Raw genomic sequence first — 18,539 nt, forward strand, 5'->3', positions numbered from 1 at the left:
TAAATCAATATTTTAGGCCAAAAAAGTTCAACTGCGGAAAGTTGACCGCAACCTTTTCTGCGCTAGCATTTGCAAAATTAAAAATCCTGAGTGGAAATAAGGATGTGCAGATGAAGACCGCAGGAAAAATGCTGTTATTCGCCGCCCTTGTCTGCGCGTTTGCGACCTCGGCCGCGGCATCCGATTGCGGAAACGTCTCGATTGCCGAGATGAAGTGGGGCTCGGCCGCCATCGCCGCGAATTTTGACAGGATCATTCTCGAAGCCGGCTATGGCTGTGACGTCAAGATCGTCCCCGGCGACACCATGCCGACCTTCGCCTCGATGAACGGAAAATCGACGCCGGACGTCGCGCCGGAACTCTGGGTCAAGGGCGTCCAGACCGAACTGGACGATGCCATTACCGCCGGCCGCCTTGTCGAAGGCGCCGAAATCCTCTCGGAAGGCGCAGTCGAAGGTCTGTGGATCCCGAAATTCGTCGCCGACGCCAACCCATCCATCAGGACGCTGGAAGACGCCCTCGCCCGTCCGGATCTCTTTCCGGGCGACGGATCGACGGACAAGGCTGCGATATTCAATTGTCCAACCGGCTGGGCCTGCAAGATCTCGACGCAGAACATCTACAATGCCTTCCATGCAGAAGAGAAAGGCTTTGACCTCATAGGAGCTGAAACGCCGCGGTCGCTCGATGCATCGATTGCCGATGCCTTTGCCGACAAGCGCGGCTGGCTCGGTTACTACTGGGCGCCGACTGCGGTCGCCGGAAAATACGAGATGGTGCGGCTGGCGATGGGTGTCCCCTTCGACCAGGCAGAGTGGGACAACTGCACCTCCGTCCCCGGATGCGCCAAGCCCGAGCGCAACGCTTATCCGACATCCCAGGCCTTCACCGTCACCACAAGGTCATTCGCAGACCGCGCCGGTCCGGCGATGGATTATCTTCGCAAGCGCAGATGGGACAACGGCACGATCAACGACGTGCTGGCATGGCAGGACGAAAACGGTGAAAGCAGCCGCAACGCCGCCATCTACTTTCTGCAGAATTACCCGGAGCTCTGGACCCTGTGGGTGCCCGAAGAAGTGGCGGCCCGGGTGAAGCGAGCGCTTTAGCAAGCTTCGCGAAGGCCAGCGCCGTCATGATATGGCTTCGACAACGAAAACGCAGCCAGGCTGCGCCCATTGATATTGCAGGTGCTTAATGACCCCCGCCGCTTCCTTTCCCGATCGCGACACTGTTGCCCAGAAATTTGCCGGCAGCAGCGATGCCGACAAGTCCTACCTCCAGCTCCTGATGGAGAATGCGGCGCAGGACGACAATCTGGTCGACGGCCTGCACCGCTATCTCGATCAATCGGCCGAGAGCCGGTTTCTCAATTCGCTGAAGCTTGAAACGACGGGGAAATGGATCGGCTCAGCCGCTCCGGACCGCCTTCAAGTCCGCCTGATGGAAGCCGCCAAGTCCAGCCAGCATCCGGCCTATGAGGCCTTCCGCACTGGACTGGTGCGCTCCGGCGGCCTTGAAAGGGCCTATCCGGCAGCCAAGATCTGATTAGCGGCGTGCGGCCCGATCGACGGACCGGCCGGCATCCTGTGTCGCATTGACGGCGTTGGCCGTATCGCGGCCGACGCCGCGGATCGTGTTGCCGCAGGACGAAAGAGCAAGCAGGAGCATGAGGGCAGCGCCGATTTTGGCTGTGGTCGTCATCGTGGAATTCCTTTGAAAATATGACCTCTCCGAAGCGGCGAACGCCGCTCCGGCCGATAAACGCATCAAAGCCAAAAAGGTTCACGCCAGAATGGTTTAGGCAGCCGCGGCCTTCGCTTTTTCAGCAAAGGCAAAGCGGATGCTGTCGGCAACCGCCTGCATCGGACCAGAGAGTTGCGACGCCGTCAGAAGGCGAATCTCGAAGGAGCCGAGCTCCGGCAGGCCCTCCTGCGCGCCGAGGATCACCATATCGTCGCTGACATAAGAGCGCGGTAGCGGCGCAATCGCCAGATCGGAAACCACAGCCGCCCTCTGCGCCATCGTATGGCCGCTGAGATAGGCAACGCGATAGGGCCGCTTGTTGCGCTCAAGCTGCGATAGCGCTTCCTGGCGCCAGATGCAGCCCTCTTCCCAGATCGAGATCGGCAGGGGTTCCTTGCGGTGCGCCGTGCCGCACTTGGCGCCGGCCCAGACAAGCTTCTCGCGGTAGACGATCTCTCCGCCGGTCGGGAACGGCCTGGTGGCGAAATTGACGAGCGCCAGATCGAGGCGCTGCTCTTCCATCCGCTTCTTCAGCCCGATGCTCATATCGATGGTCACATCGACCATGATGCCGGGATAGCTTTCGGCGAAACTCTTGAGAATGCTCGGCAGCAGCCGTTCGCCGATATCTTCGGGCGCGCCGAGGCGCACCACGCCGCTGAGCTCGGGCATGATGAAGCGCGACACGGCTTCGTTCGACAGCGCCAGGATATTGCGCGCATAGGTGAGCAACAGCTCGCCATGCTGCGTCAGCGTCACCGAGCGGGCGTCGCGCAGGAACAATGTCGCGCCGAGCTGCTCTTCGAGCTTCTTGATCTGCATGGAGACGGCAGAGGGTGTTCTGAACACCGCTTCGGCGGCCGTCGAAAAATTGCCGGTTTCCGCGATCGCCACGAAGGTGCGCAGAACATCGTTATCGAGAAGCGGGATTGGCCTGCGAAAGGGCATCGTCATCGGCGCATCTTTCAATTTTTCTGATCTTAAGCACCATATCATTTCGTTTGGCTGAAAGTCAATCGAACCTTATATTTCACCCATGGCTGATAGACAAAGAGGAGGCCATGATGACTGACACCGTCCATTCTGCAATCGACGCCTTCTTCGCGTTCCGTTCGCGGCAGATCCAGCGGGCCGCATGGGACAACACCATGCGTCAGATGACGGCCTTGCCGCACCACCTTATCGCCGATGTCGATCCCTACGCTTCCGCATCTGCCGAACGCGAATTGATGCGAAAGACCTTCAACAAAACTGATGGTATCCATAAAATCTATTCGTTTGATTGATGGATACCAAAGGCCCATATCAGGTAACGGGCGCAAGACGCTCAACGATCAAAGGACAAGGAAAATGACCACCATCACCTATCGGGATAGCAAGAGCTCATCCGGCCTGCATTTCGACGTCGGCAGCCTTCTGCACAAGGCGTCGCACGCATGGCACCAGTGGAAGGCAGCACGCGAAATCGAATCCATGCCGTTCGACGTCCGCAAGGACGTTGGCTATCCGTCGGCAGAAGCAGCGGATGACCGCAAGGATATGTAATGAATGCGACATACCTCCCAGCGTGAGGGCGGCGCCCTGCTAATGGCAGCGCCGCCCTCATCGTTTCCGGACTGGTGAAATTTAATCTTGAATTTCAGACGCATATATTTGAAATCAGTTTCAGCTTGCGACTTTTGACGAAGCCGTCGCGCATTTGGCAGGCCACTTAGAGCGGCATGTCGCAAAATAGCGCTTATCAGCCGCAGATTTCCATGCGAATGTCGCTTTCAGAACATCTAAGCGACGCATTCCACGCACCAATAGCGCATCGCCCTCCAGCATGGATTTTGCTCATGAACAAGATGCTGACCAAGAAGCGCTCACTCGTCTTCTTTATGGTTCCCCAGTTCACCATGCTGCCCTTTTCGGCGGCGATCGACACGCTGCGTATCGCCAACCGCATGCTCGGCTATCAGGCCTATACGTGGCGCCTCACCTCGGTTGACGGCAACAAGGTCTATTCTTCCTGCGGCATCGGCGTCGAAGCCAATTCCTCGCTCGCCGAAGAGCGCCGCCATCTCGGCGGCGAGAACCGCCCGAGCATGGTGCTGGTCTGTTCGGGCATCGATGTCGAGGATTTCAACAACAAGTCGGTCAATGCCTGGCTTCGTGAAAGCTATAACCGCGGCGTCGCCGTCGGCAGTCTCTGTACGGGCGCGCATGTGCTTGCTCAGGCCGGGCTCCTGAATGGCAAGCGCTGCGCGATCCACTGGGAAAACCTGCCGGGCTTCTCCGAAGCCTTCCCGCAGGCGGAGGTCTATGCCGACCTCTATGAAGTGGACAGCAATCTCTATACCTGCGCCGGCGGCACTGCCTCACTGGACATGATGCTGAACCTCGTCGGCCAGGATTTCGGCGAGAGCCTCGTCAACCGCATCTGTGAGCAGCACCTGACGGACCGCGTCCGCAGCCCGCACGACCGCCAGCGCCTGCCGCTGCGCGCTCGCCTCGGCGTCCAGAACGCCAAGGTTCTCTCCATTATCGAGCTGATGGAAGGCAATCTTGCGGAGCCGCTGTCGCTGCTGGAAATCGCCGATGGCGCCGGTCTTTCGCGCCGCCAGATCGAGCGCCTGTTCCGTCAGGAAATGGGCCGCTCCCCTGCCCGCTACTATCTCGAGATCCGCCTCGACCGCGCCCGCCATCTGCTGGTGCAGTCGTCGATGCCTGTCGTCGAAGTGGCGGTCGCCTGCGGTTTCGTCTCCGCTTCGCACTTCTCCAAGTGTTATCGCGAACTCTACAACCGCTCGCCCCAGCAGGAGCGCGCCGAGCGCAAGATGACGATGGCGACCGCGCGTCAGGCGCTGGCAGCCTGAAAACCAGACGATTGAGATCGAAAATGCGAAGCGGCGTCTATTGCGCCGCTTCCTGCGTCATGCGGGCATCCGAATAGACCATGTTGCGGCCCTTGTGCTTGGCCATATAGAGAAACTGGTCAGCAGCATTCAGATAGTTCTCGAAGCTCTCGTAGCCGGCAATCTCGGCAACGCCGATCGAAACGGTCACCGACAGCTCCTCGTCATCAGCCGATACCTTCAGCCGTGACAGATCGGACCGGACTTCGTCGCACAGCTTTGTGGCGGCATGCGAATCCATCATCGGAAACAAGATCGCGAATTCCTCGCCGCCGAGCCGCGAGAGAAGATTGTCGCTGCCCTCGAAGATCGTTGCCAGGCGCGCGGCGACGGCGATCAGAACCTTGTCGCCGATCTCATGGCCATAAGTATCGTTCAGCCGCTTGAAGTGGTCGATGTCGAGAATGGCAACCGAGCTTACCGCCTTCTGGCGCAGACACTGGTTCACGACTTTGGGGCCTGAATCGTAGAAATAGCGGCGATTGTAGAGGCCGGTGAGATAATCGCAGGCCGCCGCCGCCCTCAGCTGCTTCAACTGCGTCAGCGTCTCGACATTGTTGGCGATCCGGCACTGCAGCTCTTCGGCAACGAAGGGCCGGTAGACGAAATCGCTGGCGCCGGCCTTCAGGAAACTCGCCGACAGCATCCTGTCGTTCGACGAAGACACGCCGATCACCCGGATCTTGTCGGATCCGAACCGGTGGCGGATACGCCGCGTCAGCTCGTAGCCGCTCATATCGGGCATATGATGGTCGGTAACCACAAGCTCAATATCGCTGTATGCCTCCAGCGCCGCCAGCGCCTCAAGTCCGGAATTCGCCTCGACCACCATATATTGCTGCGCCGTCAGCAGATCGACCAGGACCTGGCGGGCGGATTGGACGTCATCGACGACGAGAACCCGGGTCTTGCGGTTCAGGATTGCCCTGCGCACGGTGCCAACCAGGTTATCGAGCGCAAACTCGTTGTCCTTGAGCACATAGTCGATGACGTTGCGCTCCATAATCCGGTTGCGCGTCGCAATGTCGAAGGTGGCGGTGAAGACGATGGCCGGGATCTTGTGCTCGATGGCGCAATCCAGTGCCTCGCCATAAGGCGAATCCGGCAGGTTCAGATCGACGACGGCCATCGTATAGCCATGCGGATCCTGGGCCAGCGCTTCCTGAAGCGCCTTGAGCGAAGGGCACGTCTTGACGTTGAGACCGAGCTCGGTCTGGAAGCGGTGGCACAAAACGGCAGAAAACATCCGGGAATCTTCAACCAGAAGTATTTTGTGCCCGCCAAAACGCGGCACAGAGCTATCCCGATTGAAATCCGCCTGAAAAGCCATCCAGTCCCTTACTCCCCGCGGCGCCTGGAGCAGCCGAATCGGCTGTCCCCATAACAGCTTGGACGATAGCGGACACACCCAATTGGGTGAAGAGGCAGAACAGGCTCAAAATAACCTGAAATTGCAGAAATTCGAAGTCTCTTAACAACGGCAGCAGGTCCCCGCGTCGATCGGGGACCTTCCATACTCCGCGGCTCAGGATCACTCGTCTCAGGCAACCGCCCGTTCCCGTTTCATCGTCTTGATTTGCAGCAATGTGTCGAGGTTCTGATTGACGCGGCAATAGAACTCCTCGTCGATGAACGGACGCAGCATGAAATCGTTCCCGCCGGCCTTCAGGAAGCGCGCCGACAACAGCCGGTTCGACGACGACGAGACGCCGATGATGCGCAGTTCGTGGGAGCCGATGCTGGCGCGAATGCGGCGCGTCAGTTCAAAGCCGTCAATGTCAGGCATGTTGTAATCGGTGACCATCAGGCCGATATCGCGGTTGGCCTTGAGGATCTCGAGCGCCTTGGCTCCGCTTTCGGCAACGCTGACGCGGAAATTATAGCGCTTCAGGCGGCTGGAGAGCAGCGCGCGGGCCGTGGCGCTGTCATCGACGATCAGCACGTGATGACGCTTGTTGGTGAGGAATCGGCAAATGGATTCGGCCAGCAGATCGACGGCGAAAACATTGTCCTTGAGGATGTAGTCGACGATATCCTTGGCCATCAGTTCGTCGCGCAGGCCTTCGTGGAAAGTGCCGGTAAAGACGATCGTCGGGATGCTGAGATCCACCAGATATTCGAGCGCTTCACCCTTTTCGGCGCCGGGAAGATTGATGTTCGAGATTGCTAGCGTGATCGGGTCGGAGGACTTGTCATAGGCCAGCTGGAGGTCTTCGAAATTGCGGCAGACCTCGACATTGATATCAAAAAGCTCCTTGAGCCGAGCGCTGATCATCGACGTGAAGACATTGGAATCTTCCGCGAGAATAATACGCGCACCCGCAAACATTTCGCCGGAATATTGCATTCCCGAAATACCTAAAAACGACATAGCAAAACCTTTGAATGAAAATGTGTCCCTGGATGAGACAGATATATCAATTCATTTGAATAATGATTAATCGAGGCACCCGGAAAACCCGCCCGGAAGTTCTTGCAGATCGCGGCAAATGCTTTCTTATTCTTATGATTAAGAGAGTGTGCGCGCGCATACCGGTGAGGCTGCGAAAACCGCAGCCCTGCGCGGCCAGGGTGCAGGCCCCGGCTACTTGATGACGGCCGAGCCCTTGACGATATCGATCGTCTCTCCGCCATCAAGCCCGATCCGGTCGCCATCAGGTGCGGTCATGAAGCACCCGGACGCACACAGCGTCTCGGAAGCGCCGCTATCGACGACGATCTCGACCTTGTTGCCGCCTTCGGTGATGACAACCACGACGGCGGCGGGATCGGTATTGGTGACGGTTGCCGCCCACACGTTTGCAGCGGCAAAGAGGGAAAGAAGCAGTCCAACGGCAAGTCTTGCCATTCACAACGGCGCCTGTAGGCGCCCTCCCCAAGGGCTTATCGGCGCTGCTGCCCCCAGCAGCGAAAACCCGATTGCCAGGATCTTATAGCCAACGGCGCGTGAATGGCCGCTGAATAAGACCCCTTACCCCTTGAGAGTGCCATCGGCGGCCTTGCCGCGCAACTGGCGGACGGAGCCACCATCATCCTTCGGCGTTTTATCCTGAAGATTTTCCTCCATCGACGGCTTTGCCGCTGGCGCTGGAGGCAAAGCATTCTCGCGATGATAGGTGATGTCGCTCTGCGGCAGCGGAATCTCGATGCCCTCTTCCCTGAACCGCTTGAGGATGGCGATGCGCAAACCGTTGCGCACCTTCAGGCCGTCGCCCATATCGGCGAGCATGAAGCGCAGTTCGAAATCCAGCGAATAGGTGCCGAAGCGCAGGAACTCCACATGCGGTTCCGGATTACGCAGCACCTGCGGTACGGCGTTCACCAGCTCCAAGAGGATATCCATCACCTTCTGCGGATCCGCCTCGTAGCTGACGGACACCGGAATTTCCGAACGGCCGACCTTGTTGCGATGCGTCCAGTTGCCAACCGCGGCATTGATCAGCTCCGAATTCGGCACGATGATCGACTGCTTGCGGAAGGTCTCGATCTCTGTGGCGCGCACCGAGATACGCGTGACAATACCCTCGGCCGTGCCTGAGACGACATGGTCGCCGACCTTGAACGGCCGCTCGACCAGCAGGATCAGGCCGGAAACGAAATTCGAGACGATGTTCTGCAGGCCAAAACCGATACCGACCGACAGGGCAGAGGCGACGAGCGCCAGGCTCGAAAGGTCGATGCCAGCAGCCGAGACGCCGACGATCGCCGCAACGCCGACACCGAGATAGCCGATGCCGGTCTTGACCGAGTTGCGAACGCCGATATCGACATGGCTCCGCGCCATGACATTGCCGTCAAGCCAGCGCTGCACCCAGCGCGTCACCAGATAGCCGCCGGCAAACAGCAGGATGCCCGTAAATATCCCCACCAGCGAAATGCTGATGCCGCCAAGGCGAACCTCGGTGAACAGCCTGTAGGCGATCTGCTGGAGATCCTGGATATGGAAGCCCCAGAGAAGGAGCACGAGCGGTATGCCGGTCATCAACGCCACGGCATAGATCGCAAGACCTGCTACAAGGCCCGCCTGATCGATGGCAACCGCCCCCAGCTTGAAACGCTGGCTGAGGAAGCGGCCGATGAAAGTGTCGCCGAACGTCTCCGTCTTCGAGATCGCCTTGCCCGACAGCAAGCCGATATAAGTGGTGACGACGATCGCGCCCGTGATGATCAACTGGGTTGCGACGAAGCGTGCCAGGCCAACATAGCCCGTCAGCGCGGTGACGATCAGGCCGACGCCAAGCACCCTCAGGATGATCGCCATGCCGCGCGGCCAATGGCGGCCCGGCGCATCCGGATCGCCGCCCCGGGCGAGCATCGGCCGTCCGAAAGAAGCGGCAATCAGGATCAAACCGATGATCATCGCGGCGATCAGGCTGCGCACCACGGTCAGAACCAGCGGCGATCCCATCGCCTCGCTGACGCTGCCGAACAGATAATCGAGCGCGTTGACGACAGCCATGGCCAGCAGGCAGGCGCCGATCGACTGTGCGCCGCGATTGGAAAGCCTGACCAGCCGCCAATGCGGTTCGCGCGGTGCAAACACGGCATTGGTGAAACGCCGAACGAAATAGATGAGCCCGATCGCACCAAACAGCGCGGCAATCACAGGGGCGATATCCGGCCGGAGCACATTGAAACTGTCGAGGAAGAAATAGGACGTGACGAGCAGTGCGGCCAGCGACGATGTGCGGATCACCGTTGCCCAGAACGCAATCGACAGGCGGCTGATGTAGCTCGGATGCTCGATGCCATCGTCGCGCTTCAGGTAGCCGCCGAAGATCCGGTAGCCCCCCGACAACAGGATCAGCGCGGTCGCCAGCGACAGCAAGAGCGCGGTGAACAGCGGCAACCGCTTGAACTTCCAGACGAACACCATCCAGCCGGTCATGGCGTCGTTGAACTTGCCGATCTCGGTGAGGAAGGCGCTGCCGGCATCGTCGAGAACCGACATCGACACATCGGTGCGGCGCAGAAGCGTTGCGGCAAACAGACGGCGGCGGGTTTCGGCAACCTCGTTGATCAGCTTGTTGACCGCCATCGACAGGTTCTCGGCATCACCAGTCACGGCGTTGATCTGCGACCGCTCGGCGGTCAGCGCGTTGCGCTCGTTGGTGACGATCTCCGCTTCCGGCGGCTGCCCGTCCTTCGGCGGCTCGCCGATTTCGGCAAGGCGGTTCTTGATCTGGTCGAAGCGCGGACGCAGGCCGACGGATGTAGCGATCACGGCACGGCCGAGCTCGTCGACCTGACCGGAGAGCGTCACCAGCCCATCGTCATTGTCGGAATTGACTTTGGCGCTCTCCTGATAGGCCGCGAGCTTCTTCTTCGCCGCCTCGATATCCTTCAGCGCCTGATCGAGGCCGCTATTAGCAAGCGGCGCATCTGCGGCCGGGGCCGGAGTTGCGGCGGCCGCAGGAGCGGGTGCCGGCTGCGGTTGGGAAACGGCGGGAGCAGCGGGCTGTGTGACCTGCGCCAGCGGCACACCCACGGACTGAACGAGCGTCGCCAGCGTCAGCGCCACGAGTACGAAGGGTCGAAGCAGGAAATGGTTGAGCCGCAAAATAATCCCCGCAGGATTCGCTTTTATCGATGAGGCCGCTTCTTATAGCAAAGAAAGGCGACAGAAAGGCGGAAGTCGAAATCCGCCGTTAGAAGCCTGCGCCGGGCTTTGACAGATACGCAAGTTCTGCCGCGCTGGAATCGCGCCCGACAATGGGGTTCCGATGCGGGAAGCGTCCGTAAGCAGCAATCACCTCCCGGTGACGCCGGGCATAATCTGCATATTCCTCATCGCCGAGAGCCGCAAACAGCGCCACCGAGCGATCCTGCTCTGCCAGCACCTCGGAATGCTCGAACGGCATGTAGACGAAACAGCGATGCGCCGCGTCGATCGCCATGTCGGCGCCCGCATCGACGGCAAGCTTCGCTTCACGCAGTGCCAGAGGATCAGTGGCAAAAGCGAGAGGCGTCGCTCTGTAGATATTCCGCGGAAACTGGTCGAGCACGATGATTGCCGCCAGCCGCTGCTCCGGGCTCGCCCGCCATGTTTCCACGGCACCTCCGGCCAGAGCCAGATGCGTGTCGCGAAACCGCGCCGTGATTTCCGAGTCCAGCTCCGGGGACGAACGGAACCATTGATCGCGTCCGCATTCCTCCAGCCAGAAACGCAAAACCTCATCGGGCGTACAGATCGCTGCCAATACGGCCTCCAGCTCAGTTGATCGAAAAGACGAGCGTAGCCCGGGTGCCGCGGTGCTGGCGGTCGTAACCGAGCTCGGATTTCAGACTTGCGGCCATTGCCGTCAGTATCTTTGTGCCGAGACCGGTTCCCTTGGCCGGGCTTGCATCGTCGAACCCCGCACCGTCGTCCTCGACGATCACGGAAAGCTGGCCATCCGTATGGTCAATGATGACGCGAACCTCACCCTCGACGCCGTCGCCATAGGCATATTTGAAGGCGTTGGTCACCAGTTCGCTGACGATCAAGCCGAGCGTGATCACCTTGTCGGTGGCGAGATTGACCGCCTGCGCCGTCAGTACCACGCGATGCGGCCGCTTGTCGTCACGCATCGACGCTTCGAGTTCGCTGAGCAGGCTGCCTAGATACTCATCGATCTGGACGGTACCGACCTGCCGGTTCGTATAGAGGCGGCGGTGTACGCTGGCGATCGCGTTGATGCGCATCTGCGTTTCCTGCAGCGCGTCGATCGCCACCTGATCCGTCGTCACCGAAGACTGCATGCGGATCAGCGCGCCGACAAGCCCAAGGCTGTTGGCGATGCGGTGGTTGACCTCGGCGAGCAGCATTTCCGCGTGGTCGCGCTGCTGGCGGATAACCTCCTGCGCATGCGCCGTGTCGCGGCGGAACCGCGCCCGCTCCAGCCCCTGCTGGAGGGCCGCCGCCAGAAGGTCGAAATAGTCGTGCGAGATTCCCTTCAGCACATAGTCGTCGGCGCCGGCCTTCAGGGCCGCGACGGCAACGCTGGTATCGCCGGAAGCCGTTGCATAGATGACCGGCGGATGATCCGGCAGCTCCATCAGCTTCGGCAAAATGTCGAGCCCGGTCTCGGCCTTCAGGAAATGGTCCAGAATGACGGCATCGATTGCACCTTCGGCAACCCGCTTCAGGCCGGTTGCGCCATCTTCGGCCCATTCGACGGTGAAGCCGCGCCGCGACAGATTCCGGCGCATTAGCATGGCCAGTGCTTCATCGTCGTCGATGTAGAGGATACGGATCGTCTTCTCCGTATCGCCTTTGACCTCACCCATTCCGCCTCCGGACTCTGCCGCGCAGAAACGTGGCAGCCTGTCGGCCGAATCGTCTGCTCCCGATTGTGGTATTGCATCGATCATCGCGCGTAAACAGCGGCAAATCCTCCGCTTCCCGGCAACTGAATCGACTGTCCGATTTCAAACGAACTCATCCGGCAATAAGACCTCAGCCTCCCGGAAGAACCGGCAGAGGCGCAATATGTGAAAGGTAAAACTCAGGAAGACACACTCACCCGCGCTGAAAACGCCTGCGGGCGGAAATGGTTCCATCACTTTTCCAGTTTTTTCACATAACGGCGGTGGCGCGAAACCTCGGCCCCTGCATTATCGGGAAGCTTGATAAAACGCAGGCAGGCGATCACACCGATGATGCCGATGGTTAGAAACGCCCAGCGGAAATCCGCAAGCTCCGGACGCTGCGCGCCGCGGCTCGCAGCCGAGATGTTGAGGGCGGCCGCAGCGACCGCCACGCCAAGCAGCATCGACACCTGCTGCAGCATGCTCGACAGGGTCGACGCAGAACTGCGCTGCGCTGCATGGATATCGGCGAAAGATAGCGTGTTGAGCGCCGTAAACTCCATCGATCGCGAAAGCCCGGCAATGAAGAGAACCGCGTAGATCAGCAGCGTCGATGTATTCTCGCCGAAAAATCCGCAGGCGATGATCGAGCCCGAGGCGATGAGACCGTTGACGACAAGGACGTTACGGAACCCGAAGATCGCCAGCAACGGCGTCGTCACCGTCTTCATGCCGAGATTGCCAAGGAAATAGACGAGCAGATAGGCGCCAGCCGCAATCGAGCTCATGCCGAAGCCCAATTGAAACAGCAGCGGCAGCAGGAACGGCGTCGCATTGATGGCGACCCGGCAGGCAGTACCCGCCGATAGTGTCGACAAGGCAAACGTCTGCACTTTGAAGGCCGACAGGTCGAGCAGCGGATTGGGCACTTTCAGGAAATGTCGCGTCGCAAGATAGGAAAACAGCACGCCGCCGCCAAACATCGCCGCGACGGGCAGCAGCCCGCCGCTCCATTTCACCGACAACTCAAGTGCCGCCAGCAGCAAAGTCAGCCCTGCAGCACTCAGCACGAAGCCGAGGACATCGAGCCGCCCGGCCTCCTCCTCCCGCTGTTCAGGAACGAAGCGCAGCACCAGCGCAAGGCCGATCAGGCCGATCGGAATATTGATGAGAAAATTCCAGTGCCAGCTGGCATAGGTTGTGATGAAGCCGCCGAGCACGGGGCCGACGACCGGCGCCGTCAGCGCCGGCCAGGTGATCAGTGCGATCGCCTGGACGAGCTCCGATTTCCGGGCGTTCTTCAGGACGATGATCCGTCCGACGGGCGTCATCAGGGCGCTGCCTGCGCCCTGGATCGCCCTGGCAATGATGAATTCGCCCAAGCTGCTCGAAAGACCGCAGAACAGCGACGCCGCAGTGAACACGGCGATCGAGAGCAGGAACACCCGCCGGGCGCCAAAGCGGTCGCCGAGCCAGCCGGACAGCGGAATGAAGGCCGACATGGTCAGCATGTAGACGGTGATGCCGATGCTCATCGAGACAGGCTGCACACCAAAACTCGCCGCCATCTGCGGCAGCGAGGTCGCGACGATGGTGCCGTCGAGGATCTGCATGAAGAAGGATACGGCGACGACGAGCGCCACGATCTTCGCCTGGCGTGCGCTGGCGGCTTCGTTAGAAGTGTCTGTCATGTCCGCCGGGGTCATCGAGTGGCCAATGCGATTGCAACTTTGTGGCACCGGCATGAAGCAGCCGAAAAGGCCAGCCGGCAGGGCGATGACAGTGCATACGCCGGTTATCGGATACCGGAAAGGCCAAATCTTGCATCATCTGACGGTTCGCTTGGCACAAAACGCCTCGCCGCACGTTCTTCGATCGTAAGGGCAATTCGCCACTTTTTTCGATTGAGGACATTTTCATGACGCCGGAAGACAGACGCACCGTTTTCAGCAACCGTAAGATTGAAGCCGTCGTTGAAGGAATGACCCAGGATGACGGCACAGACAATCCGATCACCGGCAAATCGCTTGGTGATGCCATTCTCTTCGTCGTCGAACAGGCGGCCACCGATGCATCGAGCGTCCATATCATCTATGGCGGCAAGGGCACGCTCAGCTATACGGATTGCCTGAGCATCTATCGTGAATACGGAGCGCAGCTACGCAGCGAGGCAAGCTGACCGGGTACCGCATGGCAGCTATTCGCGGTCACCCCTGCCCGCGCCTGCTTTTCTTGCGTATGTGAGGGTGCGATCCCTCTCAAACGCGATTCTATATCATGCCCTCTTCTGCCTCGCCGCTCCGCGGCGTTCTCGTCGCGTTTGCGGCTTACGCCGTTTTTGCCTTCAGCGACGCTTCCATCAAGATCCTGCACGGCGCCATCCCCGCCTATCAGATCGCCTTCCTCGGCTGCGCTTTCGGTCTCGTCGTCATGCCGTTCATCAAGTCCAGGGACGATAGCTGGTTCGACATGGTCAAGACGTCGAACCGCACGCTCTGGATGCTTCGTTTCGTCTGCGGTGCCGTCGGCGCCATCGCCTCGATCATCACCTTCACCAAGCTGCCGATGGCCGAGGCCTTCTGCCTACTCTTCCTGCTTCCGTCCTTCGTCACCATCCTGTCGGTCATCTTCCTCAAGGAAGATGTCCGCTGGCAGCGCTGGACCGCTGTCGTCGTCGGCTTCATCGGCGTGCTGATCGTCCTTCGCCCGGGCTTCCGCGAATTGTCGGTCGGCCATCTGGCGGCCGCGATCGGCGGCCTCAGCGCGGCGATCTCGATCGTCATCCTGCGCGCCATGGGACCGGCCGAAAAGCGGCTCTCCCTCTACGGCGCCGGTCTTCTTGGAACATTGACGGTCAGCGGCCTGCTGATGATCTCCAACATCGCTGTGCCGACCGCGCAGGAATGGTTCTTCATTGCCAGCTACGGCATACTCGGGGCGATCGGCAACGTGCTGCTGATGAGCGCCGCCCGCCTGGCGCCGGCCAGCCTCGTCGCCCCGCCGCAATACAGCCAGATGATCTGGGCGATCGCCTTCGGCTACCTGATCTTCGACGACGCCATAGACCTGCCGATGGCAGGCGGCATCGCGCTGATTATCTGCTCCGGACTGCTGACGCTGATCCGCGAACGCAAGCGCGGCACACCGCTGCCAACGGCCGTGGTATCGACCGACAATCAGGCGCCCGCAGTCACCACGGCAGCAACCGACTGATCCGATTTGAGGCTTCGTAAGCGGAACAATCCCGTCAGCGGCCTGTTCCCCATAAAACAACGGAGGCTTCATGGCTGACACAAAACCAGACGAGGGCCGGCAACCCTCGCTTTCCCCGGCAGAGGAAGAACAGCGTATCTACGCGGCGGAGCGCCGCAGCTGGCTGATCTGGACCTTCGGGATCGCCGGCGCCATCGTCGCGGTCATCATCGCCGGAACGGTGGCGATTTCGCCCTGGCCGGATCCGGCAACCACAGGCTCGACGCCGAAACCACAGCATATCGAGGCGCCGGCGCCGTGAACGGCTTTCCCGGCGCGGATTTCGTCTGTATGACCGGCTCAGTTGAAGAGGATAGCAGATGGCCGCACGCGACCGTTTTTCGAAGAAGCTCACTTGCCCGCAATGCGGCAACAGCGGTATCGCGGAAGTCTCGGAAGACGATCACCCGACCCGCAAGCACCCGGCTTTCCTGGTCGATAAAATGCCGCGCGGGTTCTTCGAGGAAAAGGCCTCCAACTTCCAGGAGACCTATATCATCCGCTGCGAATGCGCCCGGAAATTTCCCTTCCGGGCATTGACGGAAAAGACTGCCTGACGCCGGAGAAAGCGCTCAGGCAAGCCCGAGCGGCATTTCTGCAACCTTGCGGCCCGGACCGTAGTCACGCTCATGCGAAGAGCGGTAGCGCCCGTCGCGGCGGGTGCTGACATCGATGCGCTGGCTGTCGAAAAGGCCATCCGCATAGGTACCGGTATCGTCGCTCTGGACTTCCGATTTTGCGGCAAAAATTTTAAAGATCATCGTTTCCTCCAGTTCGCTGCCTTAACGGCAAGCAGCTCGCTTCCGTTCCACCCTAACGCCCATATAGTTAAAAAATTAACCATAACCCGGCCAGAAATTTCCACTCCCCAGGGCTGGCCTGTCGCTGGCCGTGCCCTACCTCATTCCTGGCGATGGAGATCGCTTTTACTCTCACTTCCCCAGCTACCCCCGCTTCGGCGGGGTTTCTTTTCCCTCGAAGAAAAAATAGGGCGAGACCACTAACAAAGCATGGATTTTCCCATGCCGGAACAGGTGGTATTCTTGCTGTGGGTTAACAGAGGGAAAATGTCATGCCGCGCCTAGCAGAACTGTACTTCAAGACTGCCGTTATCTTCTTCATCATCGGTATATCGATCGGACTGAAGATGGCGATATCGGAAGATCACACCGTCATCGGCGCCCATGCGCACTGTAATCTCTTGGGTTGGGTCAGCATGGCGCTGTTCGGAGGCTACTATGCGCTCAATCCGAAGAAGGCAGAGCGGCGGATCGCGATGATTCAATATTATGTCTATACGCTGGGCGTCGCGATCATGGTCCCGGCGCTCTACATGATGCTCGAAGGCAACATGGCGATGGAGCCGCTGGTGGCGGTCTCCTCTCTGATCGTCTTCGCCGGCGTGCTGCTGTTTGCTTTCGTCATCTTTTCGCCGAAAGACAGCGTCGCCACACCGACGCCGCAGCCGCTGCGCTAGCCGCATCCGGCATCAGCATCAGGCGCCGTTCGCCAGCGGACGGCGCTATTTCTTCGCGCCTGCAGACAGCACGCGATGCGTGGCATTGTCCATCGCGTGGCTCGCGTCCTGGCCGTCACGCTTCAAGCCCCAGGCGGTATTTCCGCAGGACGCAAGCAAGAGAGCGGAAAGGCAGACGAAAGCGAGAGAAAATTTCGGCATTGATATCCCCTGTGTCGAAACTGGCAATGGGATGAAGATGTTACCAAGCTCGCCGAAATCAATAGCCGCGGCAGGCACGCGCCGCTTTATTCAACACGGCCGTGAAAAAGCCTGTGTCACGGCCATGTCACGCGAAATCCTCAGCGGCGGATGTTACAAGAATAACGAGGCGCCTGTTTTGCGTTATGCCTCCTGTTCGTAGGCCCGCCTCACCCCAAAAGCGGCGGGCCTCTCCACCTTCGGGATCCGACATGTTCAAGAGATTGGCCAAGTTCCTGAATCCGCCACCGCCGAACAGCTATATCTGGCACGAATGCACGCCACCCTACCCGCCGCACAGCACCATCGACGGCGCCTTCACGCGCGACGGCCAGCCGACATGGCGCCGGATCACCGCTGATGGCTGGGAGTACCGCCAGGACGGCGAAACCGCAGCCCTCCACCGCCTCTCCGCCTGAGGCCGCCACCGGCTATTTCTAGCAGCTTGCGCTACAGCGAGACTCACGGCTGACTGCGGCAATCGCAAAGCCGTTTCAGCGAGCCGTCTGCACATGCTGGTCCATGAAGGCGAAAGCCGGACATCGAAGATCGATCTGCTTCTTGCAACCGCCCTCGCCTTCGTCGCTGGCGGCGTCAACAGTGCCGGATATCTGGCCTTCGGCTATTTCTCGGCGAACATGACAGGCAACGTCTCGATGATCTCCGATCATCTGTCCATCCGTGAACTCAACGCCGCCATCGCCTTTGCGACCATCGTCGTGATGTTCATCCTCGGCGCCTTCTGCGCCTCGTTGTTCATCGAGATTGGCAGGCAACGGCGGCTTTCGAATATCTATGCGCTGACTCTGCTGGCCGAATCCGCCCTCCTGATGGGCGTCGGCGTCTACACCGCTTCATCGGCCTTCGGCGGAATCACCATTGCCGGCCTGCTTGCCTTCACCATGGGCATCCAGAACGCCGCCTCGACTCGCATATCAGGCAGCCGGGTGCGAACTACCCATGTCTCCGGCATCGCAACTGATATCGGTGTCGGTCTTGCGCTTCTGATCGGCAACAGCACCGCATCCGACCGGGCGCAGACCGTCCGCCGCCTGAGCCTGCACGGTACCACGATCCTTTCCTTCCTGCTGGGCGGCGTCGCTGGCGTGCTTGGCTACAAGCTGGCAGGCGGGATGGTCTTCTGTGTCTTCGCAATCATCCTGCTGGCTCTGTGTGCCGGCTATCTGCGCGGCCGCACGGCAGCGGCCTTGCCGGGGACGAAAACATAACCATCTGATTGGGATGAGGCCGCAAGAGAGCGATCAGTGGCCCGAACTGGAGGCTAGAATGAAGATCCTGATTGCCGCGCTTGCCGCAGCCGCCCTGTTGCCATCGGCAGCCCTTGCGCTCGACGCGATCGAGGTCAAGGCGCGCGACCATTCCTGCGAGGAACTGGCAAAGATCATCCGCCAGAACCCGGCGGTCTTCGTCCGGATCGGCATCGGTGGCCGCAGTTTCCGTCACCCGCCGTCGCAGTGCCGTCTGGGCGACAAGTGGGCAACCACGAGCCTCAGAGACGCCACGGGCAAGCAATGCGTGCTCGACTATGCCTGCGTCTACGATCCGGAATCTTTTTACAACAAATTCCCGCACTGACAGCCGCAGACGCATGGCCGAAGAAACGAAAAAGCGGCCTT

General features: G+C 60.0%; 24 protein-coding genes. 13 read left to right on the forward strand and 11 right to left on the reverse strand.

Annotation, left to right across the window (positions count from 1 at the left end):
• The first annotated feature begins 110 nt into the window (after positions 1 to 110).
• Positions 111 to 1,109: a glycine betaine ABC transporter substrate-binding protein gene (locus AC1DIJ_RS04975; RefSeq protein ID WP_112387094.1), complete on the forward strand. Its 999-nt coding sequence runs from the start codon at positions 111 to 113 to the stop codon at positions 1,107 to 1,109.
• Positions 1,110 to 1,197: 88 nt separating this feature from the next.
• Positions 1,198 to 1,548: a hypothetical protein gene (locus tag AC1DIJ_RS04980; protein ID WP_112387093.1), complete on the forward strand. Its 351-nt coding sequence runs from the start codon at positions 1,198 to 1,200 to the stop codon at positions 1,546 to 1,548.
• Here the strand turns inward: AC1DIJ_RS04980 and AC1DIJ_RS04985 are convergent, their stop codons facing one another.
• Complete coding sequence (locus tag AC1DIJ_RS04985) at positions 1,549 to 1,704, reverse strand: entericidin domain-containing protein (RefSeq protein WP_112387092.1); 156 nt, start codon at positions 1,702 to 1,704, stop codon at positions 1,549 to 1,551.
• A gap of 96 nt (positions 1,705 to 1,800) precedes the next feature.
• A complete protein-coding gene (locus AC1DIJ_RS04990) occupies positions 1,801 to 2,742 on the reverse strand; it encodes a LysR family transcriptional regulator (protein WP_477831255.1) in 942 nt (313 codons plus the stop codon).
• Between the two features lie 68 nt (positions 2,743 to 2,810).
• Between AC1DIJ_RS04990 and AC1DIJ_RS04995 the strand changes: the two genes are divergently transcribed.
• The 3 genes from AC1DIJ_RS04995 (at position 2,811) to AC1DIJ_RS05005 (ending at position 4,604) form a co-directional block, all read left to right on the forward strand.
• Entirely contained in the window at positions 2,811 to 3,032 is a 222-nt protein-coding gene (locus tag AC1DIJ_RS04995) for a hypothetical protein (protein ID WP_112387090.1), read from the forward strand.
• A 64-nt stretch (positions 3,033 to 3,096) separates the two neighbouring features.
• Entirely contained in the window at positions 3,097 to 3,291 is a 195-nt protein-coding gene (locus AC1DIJ_RS05000) for a hypothetical protein (RefSeq protein WP_112387089.1), read from the forward strand.
• A 293-nt stretch (positions 3,292 to 3,584) separates the two neighbouring features.
• Positions 3,585 to 4,604, forward strand: coding sequence for a GlxA family transcriptional regulator (locus tag AC1DIJ_RS05005; RefSeq protein WP_112387088.1), 1,020 nt, complete (start codon positions 3,585 to 3,587; stop codon positions 4,602 to 4,604).
• A 37-nt stretch (positions 4,605 to 4,641) separates the two neighbouring features.
• Here the strand turns inward: AC1DIJ_RS05005 and AC1DIJ_RS05010 are convergent, their stop codons facing one another.
• The 7 genes from AC1DIJ_RS05010 to AC1DIJ_RS05040 form a co-directional block, all read right to left on the reverse strand.
• Entirely contained in the window at positions 4,642 to 5,973 is a 1,332-nt protein-coding gene (locus AC1DIJ_RS05010; protein ID WP_112387087.1) for a diguanylate cyclase, read from the reverse strand.
• Positions 5,974 to 6,183: 210 nt separating this feature from the next.
• Positions 6,184 to 7,014: a response regulator gene (locus tag AC1DIJ_RS05015; RefSeq protein WP_112387086.1), complete on the reverse strand. Its 831-nt coding sequence runs from the start codon at positions 7,012 to 7,014 to the stop codon at positions 6,184 to 6,186.
• Between the two features lie 213 nt (positions 7,015 to 7,227).
• A complete protein-coding gene (locus tag AC1DIJ_RS05020) occupies positions 7,228 to 7,491 on the reverse strand; it encodes a hypothetical protein (RefSeq protein ID WP_112387085.1) in 264 nt (87 codons plus the stop codon).
• A 123-nt stretch (positions 7,492 to 7,614) separates the two neighbouring features.
• Positions 7,615 to 10,203 carry a mechanosensitive ion channel family protein gene (locus AC1DIJ_RS05025; RefSeq protein ID WP_112387084.1) on the reverse strand — a complete coding sequence of 863 codons (2,589 nt, stop codon included), beginning with the start codon at positions 10,201 to 10,203 and terminating at the stop codon, positions 7,615 to 7,617.
• An 88-nt stretch (positions 10,204 to 10,291) separates the two neighbouring features.
• A complete protein-coding gene (locus AC1DIJ_RS05030) occupies positions 10,292 to 10,843 on the reverse strand; it encodes a DUF924 family protein (protein WP_112387083.1) in 552 nt (183 codons plus the stop codon).
• A 13-nt stretch (positions 10,844 to 10,856) separates the two neighbouring features.
• Positions 10,857 to 11,912, reverse strand: a complete 1,056-nt coding sequence (locus AC1DIJ_RS05035; protein ID WP_112387082.1) for a response regulator — start codon at positions 11,910 to 11,912, stop codon at positions 10,857 to 10,859.
• Positions 11,913 to 12,184: 272 nt separating this feature from the next.
• Positions 12,185 to 13,624, reverse strand: coding sequence for an MFS transporter (locus tag AC1DIJ_RS05040; RefSeq protein WP_477831256.1), 1,440 nt, complete (start codon positions 13,622 to 13,624; stop codon positions 12,185 to 12,187).
• A gap of 227 nt (positions 13,625 to 13,851) precedes the next feature.
• Between AC1DIJ_RS05040 and AC1DIJ_RS05045 the strand changes: the two genes are divergently transcribed.
• From AC1DIJ_RS05045 to AC1DIJ_RS05060, 4 genes are all read left to right on the forward strand, one after another.
• On the forward strand, positions 13,852 to 14,112 hold the full coding sequence (locus AC1DIJ_RS05045) for a hypothetical protein (RefSeq protein WP_112387080.1): 261 nt from the start codon (positions 13,852 to 13,854) through the stop codon (positions 14,110 to 14,112).
• Between the two features lie 98 nt (positions 14,113 to 14,210).
• Positions 14,211 to 15,146: a DMT family transporter gene (locus AC1DIJ_RS05050; protein WP_112387079.1), complete on the forward strand. Its 936-nt coding sequence runs from the start codon at positions 14,211 to 14,213 to the stop codon at positions 15,144 to 15,146.
• 70 nt (positions 15,147 to 15,216) lie between these two features.
• Entirely contained in the window at positions 15,217 to 15,447 is a 231-nt protein-coding gene (locus AC1DIJ_RS05055; protein WP_112387078.1) for a hypothetical protein, read from the forward strand.
• A gap of 58 nt (positions 15,448 to 15,505) precedes the next feature.
• Positions 15,506 to 15,742, forward strand: coding sequence for a hypothetical protein (locus tag AC1DIJ_RS05060; RefSeq protein WP_112387077.1), 237 nt, complete (start codon positions 15,506 to 15,508; stop codon positions 15,740 to 15,742).
• A 15-nt stretch (positions 15,743 to 15,757) separates the two neighbouring features.
• Here AC1DIJ_RS05060 and AC1DIJ_RS05065 read toward each other — a convergent pair whose 3' ends face one another.
• Positions 15,758 to 15,946, reverse strand: a complete 189-nt coding sequence (locus tag AC1DIJ_RS05065) for a hypothetical protein (protein WP_112387076.1) — start codon at positions 15,944 to 15,946, stop codon at positions 15,758 to 15,760.
• Positions 15,947 to 16,257: 311 nt separating this feature from the next.
• Between AC1DIJ_RS05065 and AC1DIJ_RS05070 the strand changes: the two genes are divergently transcribed.
• Positions 16,258 to 16,662, forward strand: a complete 405-nt coding sequence (locus tag AC1DIJ_RS05070; RefSeq protein WP_112387075.1) for a hypothetical protein — start codon at positions 16,258 to 16,260, stop codon at positions 16,660 to 16,662.
• Between the two features lie 45 nt (positions 16,663 to 16,707).
• On the opposite strand, the gene AC1DIJ_RS05075 is transcribed toward AC1DIJ_RS05070, so the two are convergent.
• Entirely contained in the window at positions 16,708 to 16,863 is a 156-nt protein-coding gene (locus tag AC1DIJ_RS05075) for an entericidin (protein WP_112387074.1), read from the reverse strand.
• Positions 16,864 to 17,114: 251 nt separating this feature from the next.
• On the opposite strand from AC1DIJ_RS05075, the gene AC1DIJ_RS05080 reads away from it, so the two are divergent.
• From AC1DIJ_RS05080 to AC1DIJ_RS05090, 3 genes are all read left to right on the forward strand, one after another.
• Positions 17,115 to 17,321 carry a hypothetical protein gene (locus AC1DIJ_RS05080; RefSeq protein WP_112387073.1) on the forward strand — a complete coding sequence of 69 codons (207 nt, stop codon included), beginning with the start codon at positions 17,115 to 17,117 and terminating at the stop codon, positions 17,319 to 17,321.
• A 93-nt stretch (positions 17,322 to 17,414) separates the two neighbouring features.
• Positions 17,415 to 18,131, forward strand: a complete 717-nt coding sequence (locus AC1DIJ_RS05085) for a YoaK family protein (RefSeq protein ID WP_112387072.1) — start codon at positions 17,415 to 17,417, stop codon at positions 18,129 to 18,131.
• Positions 18,132 to 18,189: 58 nt separating this feature from the next.
• Positions 18,190 to 18,498 (forward strand): hypothetical protein, encoded by a 309-nt coding sequence (locus tag AC1DIJ_RS05090; protein WP_112387071.1) that lies wholly within the window; start codon positions 18,190 to 18,192, stop codon positions 18,496 to 18,498.
• The last annotated feature ends 41 nt before the right edge of the window (positions 18,499 to 18,539 follow it).

This window comes from Rhizobium sp. 10N427 (assembly GCF_056394605.1).

Bases quoted from the DNA above. Each gene is read 5' to 3' on its own strand.
- AC1DIJ_RS04975 (WP_112387094.1), top strand. From the start codon at position 111: ATGAAGACCGCAGGAAAAATGCTGTTATTCGCCGCCCTTGTCTGCGCG.
- AC1DIJ_RS04980 (WP_112387093.1), top strand. From the start codon at position 1,198: ATGACCCCCGCCGCTTCCTTTCCCGATCGCGACACTGTTGCCCAGAAA.
- AC1DIJ_RS04985 (WP_112387092.1), bottom strand. From the start codon at position 1,704: ATGACGACCACAGCCAAAATCGGCGCTGCCCTCATGCTCCTGCTTGCT.
- AC1DIJ_RS04990 (WP_477831255.1), bottom strand. From the start codon at position 2,742: ATGATATGGTGCTTAAGATCAGAAAAATTGAAAGATGCGCCGATGACG.
- AC1DIJ_RS04995 (WP_112387090.1), top strand. From the start codon at position 2,811: ATGACTGACACCGTCCATTCTGCAATCGACGCCTTCTTCGCGTTCCGT.
- AC1DIJ_RS05000 (WP_112387089.1), top strand. From the start codon at position 3,097: ATGACCACCATCACCTATCGGGATAGCAAGAGCTCATCCGGCCTGCAT.
- AC1DIJ_RS05005 (WP_112387088.1), top strand. From the start codon at position 3,585: ATGAACAAGATGCTGACCAAGAAGCGCTCACTCGTCTTCTTTATGGTT.
- AC1DIJ_RS05010 (WP_112387087.1), bottom strand. From the start codon at position 5,973: ATGGCTTTTCAGGCGGATTTCAATCGGGATAGCTCTGTGCCGCGTTTT.
- AC1DIJ_RS05015 (WP_112387086.1), bottom strand. From the start codon at position 7,014: ATGTCGTTTTTAGGTATTTCGGGAATGCAATATTCCGGCGAAATGTTT.
- AC1DIJ_RS05020 (WP_112387085.1), bottom strand. From the start codon at position 7,491: ATGGCAAGACTTGCCGTTGGACTGCTTCTTTCCCTCTTTGCCGCTGCA.
- AC1DIJ_RS05035 (WP_112387082.1), bottom strand. From the start codon at position 11,912: ATGGGTGAGGTCAAAGGCGATACGGAGAAGACGATCCGTATCCTCTAC.
- AC1DIJ_RS05040 (WP_477831256.1), bottom strand. From the start codon at position 13,624: ATGACAGACACTTCTAACGAAGCCGCCAGCGCACGCCAGGCGAAGATC.
- AC1DIJ_RS05045 (WP_112387080.1), top strand. From the start codon at position 13,852: ATGACGCCGGAAGACAGACGCACCGTTTTCAGCAACCGTAAGATTGAA.
- AC1DIJ_RS05050 (WP_112387079.1), top strand. From the start codon at position 14,211: ATGCCCTCTTCTGCCTCGCCGCTCCGCGGCGTTCTCGTCGCGTTTGCG.
- AC1DIJ_RS05055 (WP_112387078.1), top strand. From the start codon at position 15,217: ATGGCTGACACAAAACCAGACGAGGGCCGGCAACCCTCGCTTTCCCCG.
- AC1DIJ_RS05060 (WP_112387077.1), top strand. From the start codon at position 15,506: ATGGCCGCACGCGACCGTTTTTCGAAGAAGCTCACTTGCCCGCAATGC.
- AC1DIJ_RS05065 (WP_112387076.1), bottom strand. From the start codon at position 15,946: ATGATCTTTAAAATTTTTGCCGCAAAATCGGAAGTCCAGAGCGACGAT.
- AC1DIJ_RS05070 (WP_112387075.1), top strand. From the start codon at position 16,258: ATGCCGCGCCTAGCAGAACTGTACTTCAAGACTGCCGTTATCTTCTTC.
- AC1DIJ_RS05075 (WP_112387074.1), bottom strand. From the start codon at position 16,863: ATGCCGAAATTTTCTCTCGCTTTCGTCTGCCTTTCCGCTCTCTTGCTT.
- AC1DIJ_RS05080 (WP_112387073.1), top strand. From the start codon at position 17,115: ATGTTCAAGAGATTGGCCAAGTTCCTGAATCCGCCACCGCCGAACAGC.
- AC1DIJ_RS05085 (WP_112387072.1), top strand. From the start codon at position 17,415: ATGCTGGTCCATGAAGGCGAAAGCCGGACATCGAAGATCGATCTGCTT.
- AC1DIJ_RS05090 (WP_112387071.1), top strand. From the start codon at position 18,190: ATGAAGATCCTGATTGCCGCGCTTGCCGCAGCCGCCCTGTTGCCATCG.